General features: G+C 38.2%; 17 protein-coding genes. 7 read left to right on the forward strand and 10 right to left on the reverse strand.

The genetic code is table 11. The features are described 5' to 3' along the window. Positions 1–14: 14 nt before the first annotated feature. The 8 genes from bamA to rimO all read right to left on the reverse strand — a co-directional run bounded on the left by bamA (position 15) and on the right by rimO (position 9,499). Positions 15–2,564, reverse strand: a complete 2,550-nt coding sequence (bamA, locus tag HUS24_RS05930) for an outer membrane protein assembly factor BamA (protein ID WP_173911149.1) — start codon at positions 2,562–2,564, stop codon at positions 15–17. A 41-nt stretch (positions 2,565–2,605) separates the two neighbouring features. Continuing rightward, complete coding sequence (rseP, locus tag HUS24_RS05935; RefSeq protein WP_173911150.1) at positions 2,606–3,961, reverse strand: RIP metalloprotease RseP; 1,356 nt, start codon at positions 3,959–3,961, stop codon at positions 2,606–2,608. 3 nt (positions 3,962–3,964) lie between these two features. After that, positions 3,965–5,161 carry a 1-deoxy-D-xylulose-5-phosphate reductoisomerase gene (gene ispC, locus HUS24_RS05940; protein WP_173911151.1) on the reverse strand — a complete coding sequence of 399 codons (1,197 nt, stop codon included), beginning with the start codon at positions 5,159–5,161 and terminating at the stop codon, positions 3,965–3,967. Next, complete coding sequence (locus HUS24_RS05945; protein ID WP_173911152.1) at positions 5,162–5,986, reverse strand: phosphatidate cytidylyltransferase; 825 nt, start codon at positions 5,984–5,986, stop codon at positions 5,162–5,164. Beyond that, positions 5,986–6,738, reverse strand: a complete 753-nt coding sequence (uppS, locus tag HUS24_RS05950; RefSeq protein ID WP_173911153.1) for a polyprenyl diphosphate synthase — start codon at positions 6,736–6,738, stop codon at positions 5,986–5,988. Before uppS ends, HUS24_RS05945 begins: the two co-directional genes overlap by 1 nt. 8 nt (positions 6,739–6,746) lie before the next feature. After that, positions 6,747–7,301, reverse strand: coding sequence for a ribosome recycling factor (frr, locus tag HUS24_RS05955; protein ID WP_173911154.1), 555 nt, complete (start codon positions 7,299–7,301; stop codon positions 6,747–6,749). A gap of 77 nt (positions 7,302–7,378) precedes the next feature. After that, positions 7,379–8,107: a UMP kinase gene (gene pyrH / locus HUS24_RS05960; protein WP_173911155.1), complete on the reverse strand. Its 729-nt coding sequence runs from the start codon at positions 8,105–8,107 to the stop codon at positions 7,379–7,381. A 48-nt stretch (positions 8,108–8,155) separates the two neighbouring features. Then, positions 8,156–9,499, reverse strand: a complete 1,344-nt coding sequence (gene rimO, locus HUS24_RS05965) for a 30S ribosomal protein S12 methylthiotransferase RimO (protein ID WP_173911156.1) — start codon at positions 9,497–9,499, stop codon at positions 8,156–8,158. A 363-nt stretch (positions 9,500–9,862) separates the two neighbouring features. On the opposite strand from rimO, the gene glnL reads away from it, so the two are divergent. From glnL to HUS24_RS05980, 3 genes are all read left to right on the forward strand, one after another. Then, positions 9,863–10,972: a nitrogen regulation protein NR(II) gene (gene glnL, locus HUS24_RS05970; RefSeq protein ID WP_173911157.1), complete on the forward strand. Its 1,110-nt coding sequence runs from the start codon at positions 9,863–9,865 to the stop codon at positions 10,970–10,972. Continuing rightward, positions 10,959–12,446, forward strand: a complete 1,488-nt coding sequence (glnG, locus tag HUS24_RS05975) for a nitrogen regulation protein NR(I) (RefSeq protein WP_173911158.1) — start codon at positions 10,959–10,961, stop codon at positions 12,444–12,446. The genes glnL and glnG overlap by 14 nt, the downstream gene beginning before the upstream one ends. 119 nt (positions 12,447–12,565) lie before the next feature. Further along, entirely contained in the window at positions 12,566–13,276 is a 711-nt protein-coding gene (locus HUS24_RS05980) for a hypothetical protein (protein WP_173911159.1), read from the forward strand. A 104-nt stretch (positions 13,277–13,380) separates the two neighbouring features. Here HUS24_RS05980 and aceI read toward each other — a convergent pair whose 3' ends face one another. Then, on the reverse strand, positions 13,381–13,803 hold the full coding sequence (aceI, locus tag HUS24_RS05985; protein WP_173911160.1) for a chlorhexidine efflux PACE transporter AceI: 423 nt from the start codon (positions 13,801–13,803) through the stop codon (positions 13,381–13,383). Between the two features lie 122 nt (positions 13,804–13,925). On the opposite strand from aceI, the gene HUS24_RS05990 reads away from it, so the two are divergent. The 4 genes from HUS24_RS05990 (at position 13,926) to HUS24_RS06005 (ending at position 17,945) form a co-directional block, all read left to right on the forward strand. Then, complete coding sequence (locus tag HUS24_RS05990) at positions 13,926–14,816, forward strand: LysR family transcriptional regulator (protein WP_173911161.1); 891 nt, start codon at positions 13,926–13,928, stop codon at positions 14,814–14,816. Between the two features lie 91 nt (positions 14,817–14,907). After that, positions 14,908–15,897 (forward strand): transaldolase, encoded by a 990-nt coding sequence (gene tal / locus HUS24_RS05995; RefSeq protein WP_173911162.1) that lies wholly within the window; start codon positions 14,908–14,910, stop codon positions 15,895–15,897. Positions 15,898–15,997: 100 nt separating this feature from the next. After that, on the forward strand, positions 15,998–16,648 hold the full coding sequence (gene leuE / locus HUS24_RS06000; RefSeq protein WP_173911163.1) for a leucine efflux protein LeuE: 651 nt from the start codon (positions 15,998–16,000) through the stop codon (positions 16,646–16,648). Positions 16,649–16,772: 124 nt separating this feature from the next. Next, the gene (locus HUS24_RS06005; protein ID WP_173911164.1) at positions 16,773–17,945 is read left to right on the forward strand and encodes a benzoate/H(+) symporter BenE family transporter; all 1,173 of its coding nucleotides are present in this window, start codon (positions 16,773–16,775) and stop codon (positions 17,943–17,945) included. Positions 17,946–17,964: 19 nt separating this feature from the next. Here the strand turns inward: HUS24_RS06005 and HUS24_RS06010 are convergent, their stop codons facing one another. Beyond that, positions 17,965–18,510 carry a DUF4274 domain-containing protein gene (locus HUS24_RS06010; RefSeq protein ID WP_173911165.1) on the reverse strand — a complete coding sequence of 182 codons (546 nt, stop codon included), beginning with the start codon at positions 18,508–18,510 and terminating at the stop codon, positions 17,965–17,967. Positions 18,511–18,555 lie beyond the last annotated feature (45 nt).

The raw sequence follows: 18,555 nt of genomic DNA on the forward strand, positions 1-18,555 counted from the left end.
TAAAATGATCGAACTTAGAAAGTTCGACCAATCTCAAATTGAATTTCTTTGGTTTCATCACCTGGTTTATCATTCAATGGGAATGCATAACTGAGTGATAATGGACCGATCATGGTAATCCATGTAAAGCCAACACCTACACTATAACGCATATTATCGAGTTCAAAACCAAAATTATCTTTACAGTATTTTTGCGCATCAATACCGGTATGATCTTTATCGAAATTAAGCTTACCTTGTGGTACATCACATTGTGTATCAAAGACTTGTGCACCTTCAGCAAAAATAACAGGACGTACTTGACGCGTCCAATCCCCTTTAAATGGTAATGGTAATGCCAGTTCTGTACCAAATTGAACTAAAGCATTCCCACCAACTTCCTCAAAGTCATAGTCTTTGGTTTGACGCTCGTTAAAGGTTACACCTGGATATTTCGGACCTAAGGTACTGTTATCATAACCACGTACCGAACCATAACCACCTGCATAGAAGTTTTTGTAGAACGGTAAGTCATTACCATAACCCAGCTTACCGTAACCACGTAATACAAAATCCTTACCTAATGGCAAGAAAGCTTGTGCATCATAAACCACTTTTTGATATTCAACATCACTGCCTGGCAATGCAATTTCAGCATTGATACGATGTGACATACCACTGGTTGGGAAAATTGGGCGGTTCAAGGTGTTATATGACCAACCTAAATTTAAGTTATAGGTTAAGAACTTACCTTCAAAACTATCATCATAAGCAACTTCATCCACTTTACATTTAACACCAACAACAATATCTTTGCCTGTTGTCGGATCTTTTTCTGTAATCTCTTCTAGTTGTGAATTACCAGCACTGTCTGTCGGACAATAGCTTGAAGTATTTTTTACCTTACCACCATTTGCTAATAAGTAATCTCTTACATAAGTTGATACATAAGGACCTGTAGTTACTTTCGTACTATCAATATTCAAACCAGCACTAATGTTTTGATTTTCGTCAATCGGATAAGCAAAGTTAATCCCACCACCAAAACTGTCAGTCACATAGTTATTGACGTTATAGTCATCATCGAGTTTGGTTTTACGATAATACATATTATAACCACGACTTACCCCATCAATTGTAAAATACGGGTCAGTCACACTTAAGTTATAATAGTCTTGAGTTTCAGAACGCGATAAATCAATAGAAACACGATTCCCTGTTCCCAAGAAGTTAGTCTGGCTAACACCGGCTTGGAAAGTGATACCACCATTTTGCGAATAACCCACCGCCAAAGTACTGGTACCTGAGTGTTGTTCTTCTACCTCAATATTTAAATCGACTTGATCTGGTTGGTTCGGTACCCGTACTGGTTTCACATCTACTTTACTAAAGAAGCCTGTACGCTCTAAACGAACTTTAGATAATTCAATTTTTTCATTGCTGGCTAAAGCACCTTCCATTTGACGCATTTCACGGCGTAAAACTTCATCAGCAGTTTTTGTATTACCCGTGAAGTTAATACGACGTACTGTTACTTGTTGCCCAGGATTAATATAGTAATTCAAATCAACGGTATGCGTTTCATTATTAATTTCAGGGACAACATTGACTTCCGTATAGTAATATCCTGCATTACCATATTTACGTAATAATAACTGTTTTACAGCATTGACTTTTTCTTGTGAATAGATCGTACCATCTTTATAAATCTGTAATGCTTTTAATTCTTCTGGTTTATATAGCGCATCACCTAAAAACTTAGATTCGCCAAATTTAAACTGTTCACCTTCATCGACTGACACTTCAATAAAGATATTTTTCTTATCTTCACTAATATTTAAATTTGAGCTATTAATATCAAAGTTGATATAACCCTTATTTAAATACATTGCACGCAACGCTTCTAAGCTTGCAGACATTTTTTCACGTGCATAACGGTCATTACGCGTAATGACCGATGCCCAACCACTTTCTTTTACCGCAAAAGCACGCTTGATATCTTCGTCTTTAAAAACAGTATTACCGATTACATTAATATCAAAAACTTTAGCTGGCTTACCTTCGTTAAAATTGATATTTAGATCAACACGGTTATTTGGACGCGCCACCGATTCAACCGTAATATCCGAGTCATAACGACCTTGCTGCGAATATTGTTGTTCAAGCTCAGTTTCTAAAGTCTGTAAAGATGACTTTTTAAGGACTTCACCTTCAGCCAATCCCATTTTTTTCAAGCCTTCTTCTAAAGCTTCTTTAGGAATTAACTTATTTCCTTTTAAGTTGATTTTTGAAATGATTGGACGTTCAACCACTTTAAAAACCAAAACATCATTTTCTTTACTTGCTTGAATATCATCAAAAGAATTTGAGGCATACAATGCACGAATCGCATCTGCAATGGCAGGATCGTTAACACGATCACCACTATTAATCGGAAGCAAAGCAAGCACATTACTTTGAGTTAAACGAACCAAGCCATCCACACGAATGTCACGCGCAATGAACTCATCTGCTGCATGTACCTGTTGTACTGCTGCCATTGCACTAACGAGCGCCAATGGCATAAATAAATGTGAGTGCTGCATGCCTATTATTTTCCAGTAAGTTAATTTTTCACTCTTGCGTCTTATAAACGCATAAAATCATTAAATATTGCCAGAAGCATCATACTTCCAAGCAGTACCATACCAATTTTCAAGCCAACCAATTGTATTTGTTCAGAAACAGGTTTTCCACGCAAAGCTTCAATAAAATAGTAAACCAAATGTCCACCATCCAACATTGGAATCGGCAATAAGTTTAAAATACCAAGACTTACGCTCATCAGTGCCATAAATGAAATGAAGGTTTGCCATCCCATTTCAGCACTTTGACCCGCAACTTTGGCAATGGTAATTGGGCCAGATAAATTATCCAAACCAATTAAACCACGGACCATTTTCACCATCGAATTTAAAATCATGCTAGAAAGCTGTCCTGTTTTTTCAACAGCAACAAGCAAAGCCTCAGCAGGATTATATTGAATGGTTTGCTTATACTCAGCAGGAATATTGACTTTGCCAGATTGAGCTTGCACACCCAACATACCTGTCACTTTACCCATATTGTCACGTTGACCTTGTGGCATCACTTGTAAATGCACCACTTGACCATTACGTAACACATCAATATTTAAAAGTTTTTCAGGTGACTTTTGCACCACATCGACCACATCAAACCAATCTTTCATTTTGACTTGATTAATCGCAATGATCTGATCGCCTTGTTTCATACCTTGGCGAATGGCAGCGCCATCTTCACTCAATTTATCAACTGTTGCAGGAATATGCGGACGATACGGTACAAAGCCTAATACATCAAAAGGAGATTGAGTTTGATCTTTCAAAAAAGCTTGAATCGGTAACTCAAAGGTTTTGATTTGACCTGCACGCTCTGCTTGTACTTCGATGTGACCTGTTTCACCAACACGATCAACCAGCGCATAATTCAGCTTTTCCCAAGTTGAGGTTGGTGTACCATCAATCGCAACAATTTTATCACCTTGCTGCATTTGAACTGTCGCTGCTGGCGTATTTGGTAAAATTTTACCTACACGGGTATTCAACTGTTCTTGTGCAGGTAAAAATAAAATCCAAAATAAGAAAATAGCAAAGATCAAATTAATCAATGGTCCCGCTGCAACAATCGCGATACGTTTCCACGGTGACTGGCGATTAAAAGCATAAGGTAAATCTTCTGCACTCACATTGCCTTCACGCTCATCCAACATTTTCACATAACCACCGAGGGGTAATGCTGAAAGCTGATATTGAATGCCTGATTTTTTAGATGTCCATTTTAACAGTGTTGGACCAAAACCAATTGAGTACACCAAAACCTTAACACCAAGTTTTCGTGCAACCCAATAGTGTCCAAATTCATGAATAGCAATCAATGGACCTAAGAGGAAAATGGCAGCAACAATGATAAACAGAACATTCATAGCTTAGCTTTCCAATTGTGCAATGTATTCAGTTGCAATGTTTCGAGCAACCAGATCATGATGCAAAATCTTTTCAATGGACTCTGCTGAACTATTTTGAACGTGATTTAGTGTATGTTCAACCACCTGCGCAATTTGTAAAAATTGAATTTTTTCATTCAAGAATGCTGCAACAGCAATTTCATTGGCTGCATTTAAAACTGCTGGTGCTAAACCGCCTGCTTGCATCGCTTGTCGAGCCAATTTTAAAGCAGGAAAACGCACCAAATCAGGTGGTTGAAAATTTAAATGTGAATGTACAAATAAATCCAAAGGAGGAACATGTGTCGTAATCCGCTCAGGCCATGCAAGCGCATGAGCAATCGGGGTACACATATCTGGATTACCCATTTGAGCCAAAGTTGAACCATCTACATATTGAACCATTGAATGAATGATACTTTGTGGATGAACTACAACTGTAACAAATTGTTCTTGAATTGAAAATAAATGACACGCTTCAATCAACTCTAAGCCCTTATTCATTAAGGTTGCAGAGTCAACTGAAATTTTTTGTCCCATTGACCAATTCGGATGCTTTACTGCCTGTGCAGCTGTTACATGTTTGAGTTGTTCTAAACTATGATCAATAAATGGGCCACCTGAAGCGGTCAATAATACTTGTTTCACCCCAAGCTGCGGCTCACCATTTCTTTCGATTTGTAGATAGTTTTGTGGCAAACATTGGAAAATAGCGTTATGTTCAGAATCAACAGGAAGTAGCAAAGCTTGATGCTGTTTTGCTGCCTGCAACATCAAATCGCCAGACATTACTAGCGCTTCTTTATTGGCTAAGAGAACACGCTTACCCGCCTTTACAGCCGCTAAAGTAGGCAATAAGCCTACACCACCAATAATTGCCGCCATGACAATATCGACATCCGCATGTTCAGCAACCTGAATCAGCCCTGCTTCATCCGTGAGAATTTCAATATTTTCAATTTGATGTAATTTAAATAGTTGCTGTAGGGTATCTACTTTATTTGAGGGTACAACAACAACTTTAGGTTGATATTGTTTGCAGATCTGCGCCAATTCTTGAATGCGACTGTGTCCAGTTACAGCAAAAATTGAATACTTTTCAGGATGTTCTGCTACAACTTTTAAAGTGCTCTGGCCAATCGACCCTGTAGCACCCAAAATACAAATAGATTGAGACATCTATAAATTTACACCTATCAACTTTAAGACATACATTCCTGCTGCAAAAATTGGAGCGGCAGCCAACAACGAGTCTATTCGGTCTAATACACCACCATGACCTGGTAAAATACGACCAGAATCTTTAATACCTGCACGACGCTTGATCATCGATTCAAATAAATCACCAAGCACAGAACTAAATACTGTCACAATAGACAGAATCAAGAACAAAATATGTTGTGGAAGCGTTAATGCCAAATAATTGTATTGCACAATGACAATCACAATTGCCACTGTCACAATCCCACCAAGCAAACCTTCAATCGATTTATTTGGACTAACATCAGGTGCTAACTTGCGCTTACCGAGTTTACGTCCAACAAAGTAAGCACCACTGTCTGCACCCCAAACCAACAAGAACAAATACATCAGCCACCAAGGTGAACTTTCCCAAACTTTAAAGATGGCAGTCACAGCAGCACTAATCAGTACCAAACCAATTAAATGCAATGTCGCATTATACCAACCATCATATTCAGGATAAGATTTCACCCAAAATAGGCTACACAACCATGTCAAAATGGATGCGCTCCACAACAGCAAAGCAAGATCACTAAAATATAAAGCTAAACCAGAAATAAAAGCGGTAAATACACCAAAGCCTGCTGCTTTGAGTTTACGCACAGATTCAGTTTCATGAGGCATGAGTTTAAACCACTCATAACCTGCTGCACCCGCTGCGATAATCATTAACACTAACATTGGATATTGCGAGGTTGTTGCAAACATACAACTGAGTACCACCGCAACCAAAACCAATGCGGTTATTATCCGCTCTAACATTATAAGTTCTCTATATGCTCTTGTTGAATTTGTTCAGAGGTTTTTCCAAAACGTCGTTCACGACCAGAAAAAACATTAAACGCATATTCTAATTCTTTGACGGTAAATTCAGGCCATAATGTTTGAGTGAAATACAGCTCAGCATAAGCAGCCTGCCAAAGTAAAAAATTGGATAAACGAAAATCACCACCTGTTCGAATCAATAAATCTACAGGTGTTAAATCCCCTAGACTGATCATTTGACCAAACATTTCAGTGTTAATTTGATCCACATCAATTTTTTCATCTTTTACCAATTGTGCAATTTGCTGTGCAGTATGGGCAATATCCCACATCCCACCATAGCTAACTGCAATGGTTAAAGTCATTTGACTGAACTTAGCAGTCCTTTGTTCAGCATGCAACATTAATTGTTTCAGTTCAGCCGAAAGCCGACTGCGATCACCAATAAAACGTAAAGAAATTTCGAACTTTTCCATACGCGGAATTTGCTCATGAATTGTTTCTTCTAACAATTTCATTAACAAGTCCACTTCATATTGGGGGCGATTCCAATTTTCACTTGAAAATGCAAAAACAGTCAGTGCTTGTACACCGACTTTACGACAATGTTCTACGATTGGATCGAGAACATTTTTACCTTCACGGTGTCCATCACCCTTTTGCAATTGTTTCTTTTTTGCAAAACGATTGTTGCCATCCATGATGATGGCAACATGTTTAGGAAGATGGTTGTCTTCAGATGTGGTCATTATCAGTCTTAGACCTTCATCAATTCAGCTTCTTTGGCAGCCAAACGCTTGTCTACTTCAGCAACATACTTGTCTGTGATTTTTTGGATTTCGTCATTAGCACGACGTTCATCATCTTCAGAAATTTCTTTTTCTTTCAATAATGCTTTGATATCGCCCAAAACATCGCGACGAATGTTACGGATCGCAACTTTGGCATTCTCAGCTTCGTTACGTGCAACTTTTTGCATGTCACGACGCGTTTCTTCAGTCAACGCTGCCATCGGCACACGAATTGAATCTGCAGTGACTGGGTTTAAACCCAAGTCAGATTCACGAATTGCTTTATCAATTGCATTTACCATTGAACGTTCAAACGGTTGCACCAATAAAGTACGAGAGTCTTCCACACCAATGTTTGCCACTTGGTTTAATGGCACATCAGAACCATAGTAAGGAACCATTACACCATTGAGGATGGATGGATGCGCACGACCCGTACGAACCTTTGCAAAACCGTGGTCTAACGAGTCAAGTGACTTGTTCATACGGTCTTCAGCATCTTTTTTAAGATCGTTAATCATATGATCTTCCTTACTTATTTATCTAAATTGTATAACTAAAATTGCAGTAGTATAAAGAGCTTTATGGCTCACGCACATTAGTTTGTAACGTGAGTTCCTTCTTTTTCACCCATCACAACTGAAAGCAATGAACCTGCTTTGTTCATATCAAATACTTGCAATGGCACATTGTGGTCACGGCATAAGCAAATCGCTGTTAAATCCATCACACCCAACTTTTCGTCCAACACTTGATCGAAAGTCAGTGCTTCATATTTTACCGCATCTTCATATTTACTTGGGTCTTTATTATATACGCCATCCACTTTGGTGGCTTTTAAAATCAAATCTGCTTCAATTTCAATACCACGTAAACATGCTGCTGTATCTGTCGTAAAGAATGGATTACCTGTACCCGCAACGAATACGCACACCTCACCTTGAGTTAAATGACGAATCGCATCACGGCTTGAATAAGCTTCTACCACCGCACCGATTGGCAATGCTGACATTAAACGGGTTTTAATGTTACGGCGCACCAACGCATCACGCAGTGCCAAACCATTCATCACTGTTGCTAACATCCCCATTTGGTCACCTGTTACACGACCTACTAAGCCGTCTTTTTGTAACTGGCTACCACGATATAAGTTACCACCACCAACTACGATACCCACTTGCACACCTAGTCCAACTAAATGCGCAATTGACAATGACATTTGGTCTAATACTTGCGCATCAATTCCCATGTCTTTATTGCCAGCAAGTGCTTCACCTGATAATTTCAACAAAATACGTTCAAAACGTGGTTTTTTTGAATCTAACATCGTAAAAACTCCAATTTCTATACTTAATATTTTTTAAATTTCAAATTTTTAAGCAGACTGAATGCGAATCAACTTAGCAAATAAATCATATTCATCTGCATCAGTAATTTCGACTTCAAGTAAGTCACCTGCTTTGATCAAAGATTTGTCAATATCTTCAACAAAAACATTGCCATCAATCTCTGGTGCATCTGCATAAGAACGTGCCACAGCAACTGGGAACTCTTCTTCCAAACCATCCACCAACACGGTCATGGTTTGACCGATACGCTTTTGCAACTTAGCCGCAGAAATCGCTTGCTGAACTTCCATAAAGCGTTCATAACGCTCTTGTTTAATTTCTTCAGGTACGTGATCTGGCAAATCATTGGCAGTTGCACCTTCAACAGGTGAATAGGTAAAGCAACCTACACGGTCAAGCTGAGCTTCTTGCAACCAATCCAATAGCATTTGGAAATCTTCTTCGGTTTCTCCAGGGAAACCAACCACGAAAGTTGAACGAATCACCAAGTCAGGGCATTTTTCACGCCATAACTTTAGACGTTCTAATGTATTTTCACTGTGGGCTGGTCGCTTCATCAATTTTAAGATGCGTGGACTGGCATGCTGAAAAGGAATATCTAAATATGGCAAGATTTTACCTTGTGCCATTAGGTCAATGACTGCATCTACATGAGGATATGGATAGACATAATGTAAACGCACCCAAATTCCGAGCTGACCCAATGCTTCACACATGTCATAGAATTTGGTTTTTACTGGCTGACCATTCCAAAAGTCGAGTTTGTACTTAGTGTCTACACCATAAGCTGAGGTATCTTGGGAAATTACCAAGACTTCTTTTACACCTGCTTTTTTTAGTGCTTGCGCTTCATTTAACACCGAACCCACAGGACGTGATACTAAGTCACCTCGCATACTTGGAATAATACAGAACGTGCAACGATGATTACAGCCTTCTGATATTTTCAAGTAAGCATAATGTTTCGGTGTTAAGCGAATGCCTTGCTCTGGAACAAGGTCAATAAATGGATTGTGTTTCGGTGGTTCAGGAACATACTCATGTACAGCTTCCATCACTTCTTGATAAGCTGCTGCACCTGTTACTTTTAAAACATTCGGATGCATTTGGCGAATTTTGTCTTCGTCTTTGCCCAAACAGCCAGTGACAATCACTCGACCATTGGCATTCATTGCCTCACCGATGGCATCTAATGATTCTTGTACTGCAGATTCAATAAAACCACAGGTATTTACAACAACCAAATCGGCACCATCATAATCTGATGCCACATCATAACCCTCAGTCTTCAACTGAGTTAAAATTCGTTCAGAATCTACCAATGCCTTAGGACAACCTAAAGAAACGAAACCGACTTTGGGGGACTTCATGAATCTGCGCTCCACTAGAATGCGCGTATTGTATGTCTTTTCTCGCGATAAAAATAGTTGAAATAGCCACTCTTTGCATAATGCACCAAAATACAACCATAAAAAATTATAAATAATGCAAATGCACCATTTTAGAACATTTTAATTTTCCAGTATGATAAAACTGATGGTGTAATTCTGAATAAAGGGCAGTTTGTGCGCACATTTAATTAATCGTTCTAATTTTCTGCACAAATATGAAAAGTTGGCTTAGTTATTGCTTTATATCGGGTCGATTTAACAACAATGAATTGTCATTTTAGAGAATTCAATACCTCAGGTTCAGATGCCATTGCGCCATTTTAAGACAGGAATATTCAGCTAATGGATCAACACCCAAGCATTGATTATCGTTTATTGGTGGATAATTTAACCACTGCCATACTTTTGGTCGACTGTAACTTAAATATTTTTTATTTGAATTCATCTTGCGAAGCATTGTTTGATATTAGCCTATTACGTGCTAAAGGTCAGCCTGTCATCAATATTCTACATGCACCAAATGATGATTTTAACACGCTTGAAGCTTTACAAAATTCAATTCAAACAGGTCAAGCCTATACTCGCCGTGAAGCGATTATCAATGTCAATTTTAAAGACATGCATGTGGACTACTCTGTTTCACAACTCAACACAGGAAAACCCTATCACCCTTTACTTCTAATTGAATTAAATCCGATTGATCGGATGTTGAAAATTTCCAAAGAAGAAAATCTTATTCAACAACATCAAATCACACGCCAATTGGTGCGTGGTGTGGCGCATGAAATTAAAAATCCTTTAGGTGGTATTCGTGGTGCCACCCAACTGCTGGCACGCAGTTTAAAAGACCCTGAATATAATGAATTTACCGACATTATCATTAGTGAAGTCGATCGTTTAAGAAATCTTGCCGATACCATGCTTGGTTCACGCCAACTACCAAGTTATGAGCCTGTGAATATCCATGAACCTTTAGAGCGTGTTCGTGCTCTAATCATTAACCAAACCAAAAAGAAAATTAAAATCACCCGAGACTACGATCTGTCGCTACCCGATGTCTATGCAGATCGAGATCAATTGATTCAAGTCATGTTGAATATCAGTGTCAATGCGGTGCAAGCCATGACCGAAAATAAAGAATTTTTTGTTGATCATCAACCTGCTCTCATTTTACGCACACGCATTCAACGTCTTGTCACGATCAATGGTGTACTCAATAAATCAGCGATACGAATAGATATTGAGGACAATGGTCCGGGGATTCCGCAAGAATTATTAGAGTCTATTTTTTATCCATTAGTCACAGGACGTGCTAAAGGCACAGGTCTTGGCTTAAGCATCGCACAAAATATTATGCATCAACACAATGGAATGATTGAATGTCAATCCGTTCCGGGCAAAACCGTATTTAGCTTATATTTACCTTGGGAGTCTAACCATGTCACAAAATAAAATATGGGTCATCGATGATGATCGTGCAATGCGTTGGGTTTTGGAAAAGACTTTCAAAGAGGAAGGTTTGGATGTCACCAGTTTTGAAGATGCACAATCTGCATTAGATCAACTGAATACAGATACGCCAGATGTGATTCTGACGGATATTCGCATGCCCGGCATTGATGGTTTAACATTCTTAGGCAAAGTAAAAGGCAGCTTTCCCGACTTGCCTGTCATCATCATGACAGCACATTCAGACCTCGAATCTGCGGTTTCAAGTTATCAAACCGGCGCATTTGAATATTTACCAAAACCTTTTGATATTGATGAAGCGTTGGCATTGGTGAATCGTGCAATTTTGCATATTAACAAGCTACAACAACAAGAATCTGCCAAAGCAGCACCGATTCAATCTACTGAAATCATCGGTGAATCGCCTGCGATGCAAGAGGTATTCCGTGCAATTGGGCGCCTATCACAATCTCATATTACTGTTCTGATTAATGGTGAATCTGGGACAGGTAAAGAACTGGTTGCTCACGCACTGCATCGCCATTCACCTCGCAGTAGCAAACCTTTTATTGCCTTAAATATGGCAGCCATTCCCAAAGACTTGATCGAAACCGAGCTATTCGGTCATGAAAAAGGTGCTTTTACTGGTGCAAATACCCAACGTCAAGGTCGCTTTGAACAAGCCAATGGCGGGACATTATTTTTAGATGAAATTGGCGATATGCCATTTGAAACCCAAACACGTTTGTTGCGTGTTTTAGCAGATGGTGAGTTTTATCGTGTTGGTGGGCATATTCCTGTGCGTGTCGATGTGCGTATTGTGGCAGCTACCCATCAGGATTTGGAAAAACTTGTCCATGATGGTCGTTTCCGTGAGGATTTATATCATCGCTTAAATGTGATTCGTATTCATATTCCAAAACTGGCACATCGCTCTGAAGATATTCCAATGCTTGCGCAGCATTTTTTAGCCAGCGCAGGCAAAGAGCTTGGTGTTAGCCCGAAAATCTTACGTCAAGAAACCCAAGACTACATCAAACAACTGCCTTGGCCGGGCAATGTGCGTCAACTTGAAAATACTTGCCGTTGGCTCACTGTGATGATCACAGGGCGTGAGGTTTATCCTGAGGACTTACCTTCTGAGTTGAAGCAAATTCCACTCAATAAAGCTGACGAGCAAAATAAAGCCCAAGGTGCTATTGATCGTATTGCTGTACATCATTGGGATGAGCTACTTGGACAATGGGCAATTCAAAAGCTAAAAAATGGCGAAATGAAACTGCTTGATATTGCAACACCGATGTTTGAGCGCACATTGATTAATGCTGCACTGCAACAAACTCGTGGCCGTAAGCGTCATGCTGCTGAATTACTCGGTTGGGGACGTAATACCTTAACCCGCAAACTCAAAGAGTTAGGTATGGACTCTGCTGACGATGATGAAGAAGATGAAAGTAGTAAAGCAGTGAATGAATAACTACAGCCTTGTTCATACAACAATTCTGCAACAACCTACACTTATGTGTAGGTTGTTTTTTGATAGTTTTTTAATAACAATATCGTCTTAAACATTCAAAACATAAATTTAGGACAACAATGAAAAAAGATATATTACTGGTGAGTTTTCTTTCTTTGATTTGCACAGCATGTTCAAACAACAATCAAGTCAAAAATGATGCCCAAAAACCAGAAAACACAACATCCGCTGCAAAAGAAAATAAAGTGGCAAATTCAGATGATTGCTTTAAGTTGGATATCAATAAAAAATATACACTTAATGATTCAGATCAAACTAATGTACAAATATTACCTGTCACATTTAACAACCAAAAAGCAATTGCTGTAGTTCGACAAGTTGAAGGCGTACGCCATGACCAGATTTATGACCTCACAGGACGCACTGAATTAGGAAGTTTAGATTATGGTATCGCTGCTTTAGGAACAGATCCAAATTCTGTGATTATCAGCACAACCAATCAAGACCCACTTCCACAATATCCATCGAATCTAAAACCTAATCAAAAATTCAAACTCACTTATAACATTATTACTGATTCAGCCGTGAGTGGTGAAAAATCAGAAAGCTCAAATACCGTTGAGACTGAATTTAAAGGCTTTGAAAATCTTAACTTTTTGGATAATGAAAATAAACCTTTAGCACTTAAAAATACTTGCCATCTTTTTACCAAAGTTGAAGATGGCACGCTCGATGAATGGTTTGCTGAAGGCTATGGCAGAGTAAAATTCATCAGAAAAATGGAAAATGGTGATATTTTCATGAGTGAAGCAATTGGCACTGAGCAATAACAACGTAACCATTCAATCAGTCAGTTATATTGCAATCAAAATAATGTTGTTGTGAGTAATTGCAACAACATTATTCAAATTCTAGAATCAACCTACAGTAACTATCAATGCACAGGCTGAAAACCTAAACGTGCTTCAATCGCGTCATAACACCATTGAAAAATAAAAGTATAAACCAAAATACAAGATGTCATTCCCAAATCAAGTAATATCGCTTGCCACAGACTCATATCCATTGCATACGCCACCATTGGAATGGTCGCCAACATCAAACCACCTTCAAAACCAATCGCATGCAAAATACGAATACCCACAGTTCTTCTAAACTTATATTTATATTCTAATTTTTCAAAAAAATGATTAAAAATCATATTCCAAACCACAGAAGTAACCGCCATCGCCATACCCAAAGTGCCCGTGACTTCCATTGGAACTTCAAAAATAAAACTTAACGCAATCGCAATGATCACCAATAAAATGATTTCATAGCTGAGCGCATGAACAATCCTTCTCTTGGAAATCAACATTTTTTAATACCCTAAACAATTCGACAAGGGCAATTTTATTTTTATAATATTGAATAATAAAGTTAGATTGTTTCAATATAATTGATAGATACAATTCAATAATATCTTTTGAGTACATCCGCATGAACATTAACCAAGAACAACTCAGCATTTTTAAAGCCGTGATGGAATGTGGTTCATTTTCTGCGGCTGCTCGCAAACTCGGTAAAGTCCCTTCTGCGGTGAGTATGTCGATTGGCAATTTAGAAATTGATTTGAATCTTAAGTTATTTGAAAGAGTTGGACGTGAGCCGATTCCGACCACACAAGCACATGTTTTGTATGAAAAAACAGAACAGCTATTGATCGAAATGAATCAATGGAAACAACAAGCACTCGCTTTAGCCAATGGTTTAGAAACCTCCCTCAATATCGTGGTGGTAACAGAACTTTTACACACCGATTGGACGGAGTACATCACCCTTCTTGCTGAACATTTTCCTACCTTACAAATCAATATTTTTTCTGCTCCACAAGAAGATGCCTTAAAAATGCTGATTCATCAAACAGCACAACTGGCATTGATGTTTGAACGTGAGATCCTAGAAAGTCGTGAACAATTTGTTGAGGTAAAACGTGAAGTGTTAGTTCCAGTGGCAGCCCAACACTTTCCTCTTGCGCAAAATGATGTCGTGACATTTGAAGATATTTTGCAAAGCCGGCAAATCGTGGTGGCAAGTCGAGATAAAAGTATTAAACCTGAATTGCTTTATTCTAAAAATTATTGGCGGACAGATAATCACCATTTAGCTTGTTCCATGATTTTACAAGGCTTAGGCTGGGGCGTATTACCCTTACAAATTTTTGAGGAAAATAGTCAATATAAAAACAATTTGAAAATTCTAAATCTGGCAGATTTTACGCCAAAGTTTGAATATTATGTGGATTTGGTTTGGAGTCGAGAAAGTCATCTCGGTCAAGCTGCTCGTTTTTTGATTAATCACATCCGAAATCAACGAATTCATACAAAATAATCAAGTCGAAGACCATTTAACCACTTTCACTGAAAACACATTGTGTTATAAATGAAGTTACACGTATTTTTTATCTAAGAATTAAACAGCAATGACACAATCAGCATTAGAGCAATTAAAACAACTCACGACTATCGTTGCCGATACAGGTGATTTAACTGCTATTCAACAATTTCGCCCTTTAGATGCAACCACTAATCCTTCATTGATTACCGCAGCTGCACAGCAACCTGAAAGCAAAGAACTGATTGAGTCAGCGTATTTTCAGGCAAAACAAGAAGGTTATCAGTCAGATTTGTTGATTGAACGTACCATTGATATTTTGACTGTAAAATTAGGTGCTGAAATTTTAAAAATCGTCACAGGACGAGTTTCGACTGAGGTGGATGCTGCGTTGTCTTATGATACTGAAGCAACGATTGCCAAAGCCAAAGAGTTATTAGCACTTTATAAAGAATATGGTGTTGACCAAAATCGCATTTTGATCAAAATCGCTTCGACTTGGGAAGGCATTCAAGCTGCGAAAGTACTAGAAGCAGAAGGAATACATTGTAATTTGACGTTGTTGTTTGGTTTACACCAAGCCAAAGCGTGTGCTGATGCCAATGTCACTTTGATCTCACCTTTCGTGGGGCGTATTTTAGACTGGTATAAAAAAGCTGAAAATGTAGACCATTATCCAATTGATAAAGATCCTGGTGTTCTGTCTGTAAAACAGATTTATCATTTTTATAAGCAAAACAACATTAAAACAGAAGTCATGGGCGCAAGCTTCCGTAGCATCGATCAAGTATTAGGCTTGGCAGGCTGTGACTTGCTGACGGTTGCACCTAGCTTATTACAACAACTTGAACAAGATACGCGTACAGTGACTGCTCAAATTTCAGAAGATCATGCGCATGCACACCAACAACATGCACACACCACACTTGAAGAAGCACAATTTAAGCATGAATTAGAACACGACTTGATGGCTTTTCAGTTGTTGCAAGCAGGTATTGATGGATTCATCAAAGCGCGTGAGCAATTACAAACTTTATTACGCCAATCTTTTGGCTTAGATGCTGAGATTCAAGCTTAATTTTTAGAATCAATTCAGCATTAATTCTAATATAGAAAAACCGAGTTTAGACTTATAATCTCACTCGGTTTTTTATCTTTTATTATAAAGTGAGTGGCTTGTGTTTGGTATTACCGACATTGTAACCTTTATTATTGGTACAATTTTTATTGTGATTTTACCCGGTCCAAACTCGCTATATACCATGTCCATTGCTTCCCGTTTTGGTATCAAGGTAGGTTATATCGCTGCTTTAGGTGTATTTACAGGCGATTTGATTTTAATCCTATGTACTATTTTAGGTGCGGCATCTTTATTACATGCTTTTCCTTGGTTATTCATTTTATTGAAAATTATTGGTGCAACTTACCTTTCTTATCTCGGGATACGTTTGATCATTGCCAGCTATCATACTTGGCTCAATGCGCAACCCAGCAAAATAGAAAGTTCAGCACAAACCACATCAGAAAAAGTCCATCCTTTTCGCACAGCACTGACTATTAGCTTACTCAACCCTAAAGCTATTCTTTTTTACTTATCGTTTTTTATTCAGTTTGTCGATCCCAATTATCGTTATCCAGCCTTGAGCTTTGCAATCCTCTCAGTAATCGTACAGATCACCAGTATGCTGTATTTAAGTATTTTGATCTTTTCTGGTTTTAAATTGGCACACTTTTTTAATCATCGTTATAAAATTGCAGCAGTTGGTGTGGCATGTGTTGGACTATTATTTTGTGGTTTTGGCTTAAAACTCGCTTTTTCAACCATGTAAACCCTTGAAAAGTTTTAACTAATAATAGAATGAGAATTTTTCATGTCAAGGTTGTTTTTGCAATCTTGTGAAAAGTGTATGATTTACCCAATTTTCAGTTTATTTCAAATATTAGCAGCGGATTATGCAAAAACTTCTCCAAGACTTCTCTATTCCTGCTGTTTTTGCTGGCTTCATTACCTTTTTAGTCGGGATCAGTGTTTCTTCCGTCTTGGTCATTCAAGCTGCTCAACTTTTAGGTGCAAGCAACGCACAAATTACCTCATGGTTTTGGGCATTAGGTTTAGCCATTGGCTCATGTGGTTTATTTTTATCTTGGAAGTTTAAATATCCTGTTGCAACTTCATGGTCTACTGCAGGGCTGGCACTAATTTTAGCTTCTGGCAGTGGCTATACGCTTTATGAAGCGATCGGTGCTTTTTTAGTCTGCGGTCTTCTTACTGCTATTTTAGGCTTTTTAGGTATTTTTGAAAGAGTACTGACCTATATTCCACAAAGCTTAACCAGTGCCATGCTCGCTGGTGTACTACTAAAATTTGGCATTGAAATTTTTGCCAGCATGCAAACAGATTGGGGATTTATTCTTTCTCTTTTAGCGATTTATATTATTAGTAAACGCCTATTTCCACGTTATTGCATTGTCATTACAGTCATTTTGGGTGTAATGATCTGCCCTTTATTTATGCAGTTTAAAACCTCTAATATTCATTTGGCGTTGGCACAACCTGTTTGGATGAAACCCGAATTTACATGGTCTGCGTTATTAGGCTTAGCGCTGCCTCTATTTGTGATTAATATGGCTTCACAATACTTACCGGGGCTTGCCATGATTAAAAGTTATGGCTACCAACCTCATGTCAAACATTTGATTGGTTGGACTGGTTTGACCCAAATGATCCTTGCACCTTTTGGCTGTTTTAGTGTCAATATTGCTGCGATTAGTGCTGCGATCAGTCTAGATCATCAAGTCCATCCCGCTCCCGAGAAACGTTATATTGCCGGAATGAGTTGCGGTATTTTTTACATCATCATGGGATTATTTGCAGCAACATTAACCAGTATTTTGATGTCATTTCCGCATTTATTTATCACCGCACTCGCGGGCATTGCACTTTTTGGCACGATCAGCCATAACATTGCCATTGCCTTTCATGCTATTGAAGATCGTGAGGCTGCTTTACTTACATTCTTGTTCAGTGCTTCTGGTGTGCAATTCTTCGGCATTGGTTCTGCTTTTTGGGGTTTGTTGTTTGGTTTAGTTGTTTCGATCATTTTTAAATTTAGAAATAAAGCTTAAATATGGATGATCTTGATTTTTATGCATCATCTTGAATCTCATATTCGTCAAATAATGCCCAAACTTGTGATAGAAAAGGCTCTGGCAAACCATCCTCAAATTTTGAACTGCGTGTTAAATGCTTTCCTTCTAACACTTGCAACATTTTTTCAGGTATTTCCTGTTGTATGCTAATCTCAGCATATTCAGCAACCCAATTATATTCATCATGATCATGACTTGGGTCATAGGCAAAATTTTGATTTTTCCAAAAACCGTTTAGATATTTTTGTTCTAACTGCTGTAAATAATCATAACTTTCAATTGACCAACTTGCTTTTTCTAATACTTCTTCACGATTTTTATATTGCTTTAAATAACGCACTCCACTCATCCAATAAATCGCTAAAATCACCGCTTGATCAACATCAGCATGATCTAAAATCCAATTCAGTAAATATTGGTTTCCGTCCCAATTAGAACTAATCACAGACTGATAAATATCTTCAGGTGTCGCTTGTTGTAAAAAGTTAAGCCAAATTTGGTCAATTAGATCAGTAAAAACTGCATTTGATATTTTTTTCATCGCTTTCTAAGTGTATTTAAAATTCTCATCAATATTATAAACAAA

Origin of the sequence: Acinetobacter sp. Marseille-Q1618 (genome assembly GCF_902809855.1) — a bacterium.
In the GTDB taxonomy this organism is placed as follows: domain Bacteria; phylum Pseudomonadota; class Gammaproteobacteria; order Pseudomonadales; family Moraxellaceae; genus Acinetobacter.

What these genes read in the sequence shown, in the direction of transcription:
- bamA (WP_173911149.1), bottom strand. Translation starts at nt 2,564, where the DNA reads ATGCAGCACTCACATTTATTTATGCCATTGGCGCTCGTTAGTGCAATG.
- rseP (WP_173911150.1), bottom strand. Translation starts at nt 3,961, where the DNA reads ATGAATGTTCTGTTTATCATTGTTGCTGCCATTTTCCTCTTAGGTCCA.
- ispC (WP_173911151.1), bottom strand. Translation starts at nt 5,161, where the DNA reads ATGTCTCAATCTATTTGTATTTTGGGTGCTACAGGGTCGATTGGCCAG.
- HUS24_RS05945 (WP_173911152.1), bottom strand. Translation starts at nt 5,986, where the DNA reads ATGTTAGAGCGGATAATAACCGCATTGGTTTTGGTTGCGGTGGTACTC.
- uppS (WP_173911153.1), bottom strand. Translation starts at nt 6,738, where the DNA reads ATGACCACATCTGAAGACAACCATCTTCCTAAACATGTTGCCATCATC.
- frr (WP_173911154.1), bottom strand. Translation starts at nt 7,301, where the DNA reads ATGATTAACGATCTTAAAAAAGATGCTGAAGACCGTATGAACAAGTCA.
- pyrH (WP_173911155.1), bottom strand. Translation starts at nt 8,107, where the DNA reads ATGTTAGATTCAAAAAAACCACGTTTTGAACGTATTTTGTTGAAATTA.
- rimO (WP_173911156.1), bottom strand. Translation starts at nt 9,499, where the DNA reads ATGAAGTCCCCCAAAGTCGGTTTCGTTTCTTTAGGTTGTCCTAAGGCA.
- glnL (WP_173911157.1), top strand. Translation starts at nt 9,863, where the DNA reads ATGGATCAACACCCAAGCATTGATTATCGTTTATTGGTGGATAATTTA.
- glnG (WP_173911158.1), top strand. Translation starts at nt 10,959, where the DNA reads ATGTCACAAAATAAAATATGGGTCATCGATGATGATCGTGCAATGCGT.
- HUS24_RS05980 (WP_173911159.1), top strand. Translation starts at nt 12,566, where the DNA reads ATGAAAAAAGATATATTACTGGTGAGTTTTCTTTCTTTGATTTGCACA.
- aceI (WP_173911160.1), bottom strand. Translation starts at nt 13,803, where the DNA reads ATGTTGATTTCCAAGAGAAGGATTGTTCATGCGCTCAGCTATGAAATC.
- HUS24_RS05990 (WP_173911161.1), top strand. Translation starts at nt 13,926, where the DNA reads ATGAACATTAACCAAGAACAACTCAGCATTTTTAAAGCCGTGATGGAA.
- tal (WP_173911162.1), top strand. Translation starts at nt 14,908, where the DNA reads ATGACACAATCAGCATTAGAGCAATTAAAACAACTCACGACTATCGTT.
- HUS24_RS06005 (WP_173911164.1), top strand. Translation starts at nt 16,773, where the DNA reads ATGCAAAAACTTCTCCAAGACTTCTCTATTCCTGCTGTTTTTGCTGGC.
- HUS24_RS06010 (WP_173911165.1), bottom strand. Translation starts at nt 18,510, where the DNA reads ATGAAAAAAATATCAAATGCAGTTTTTACTGATCTAATTGACCAAATT.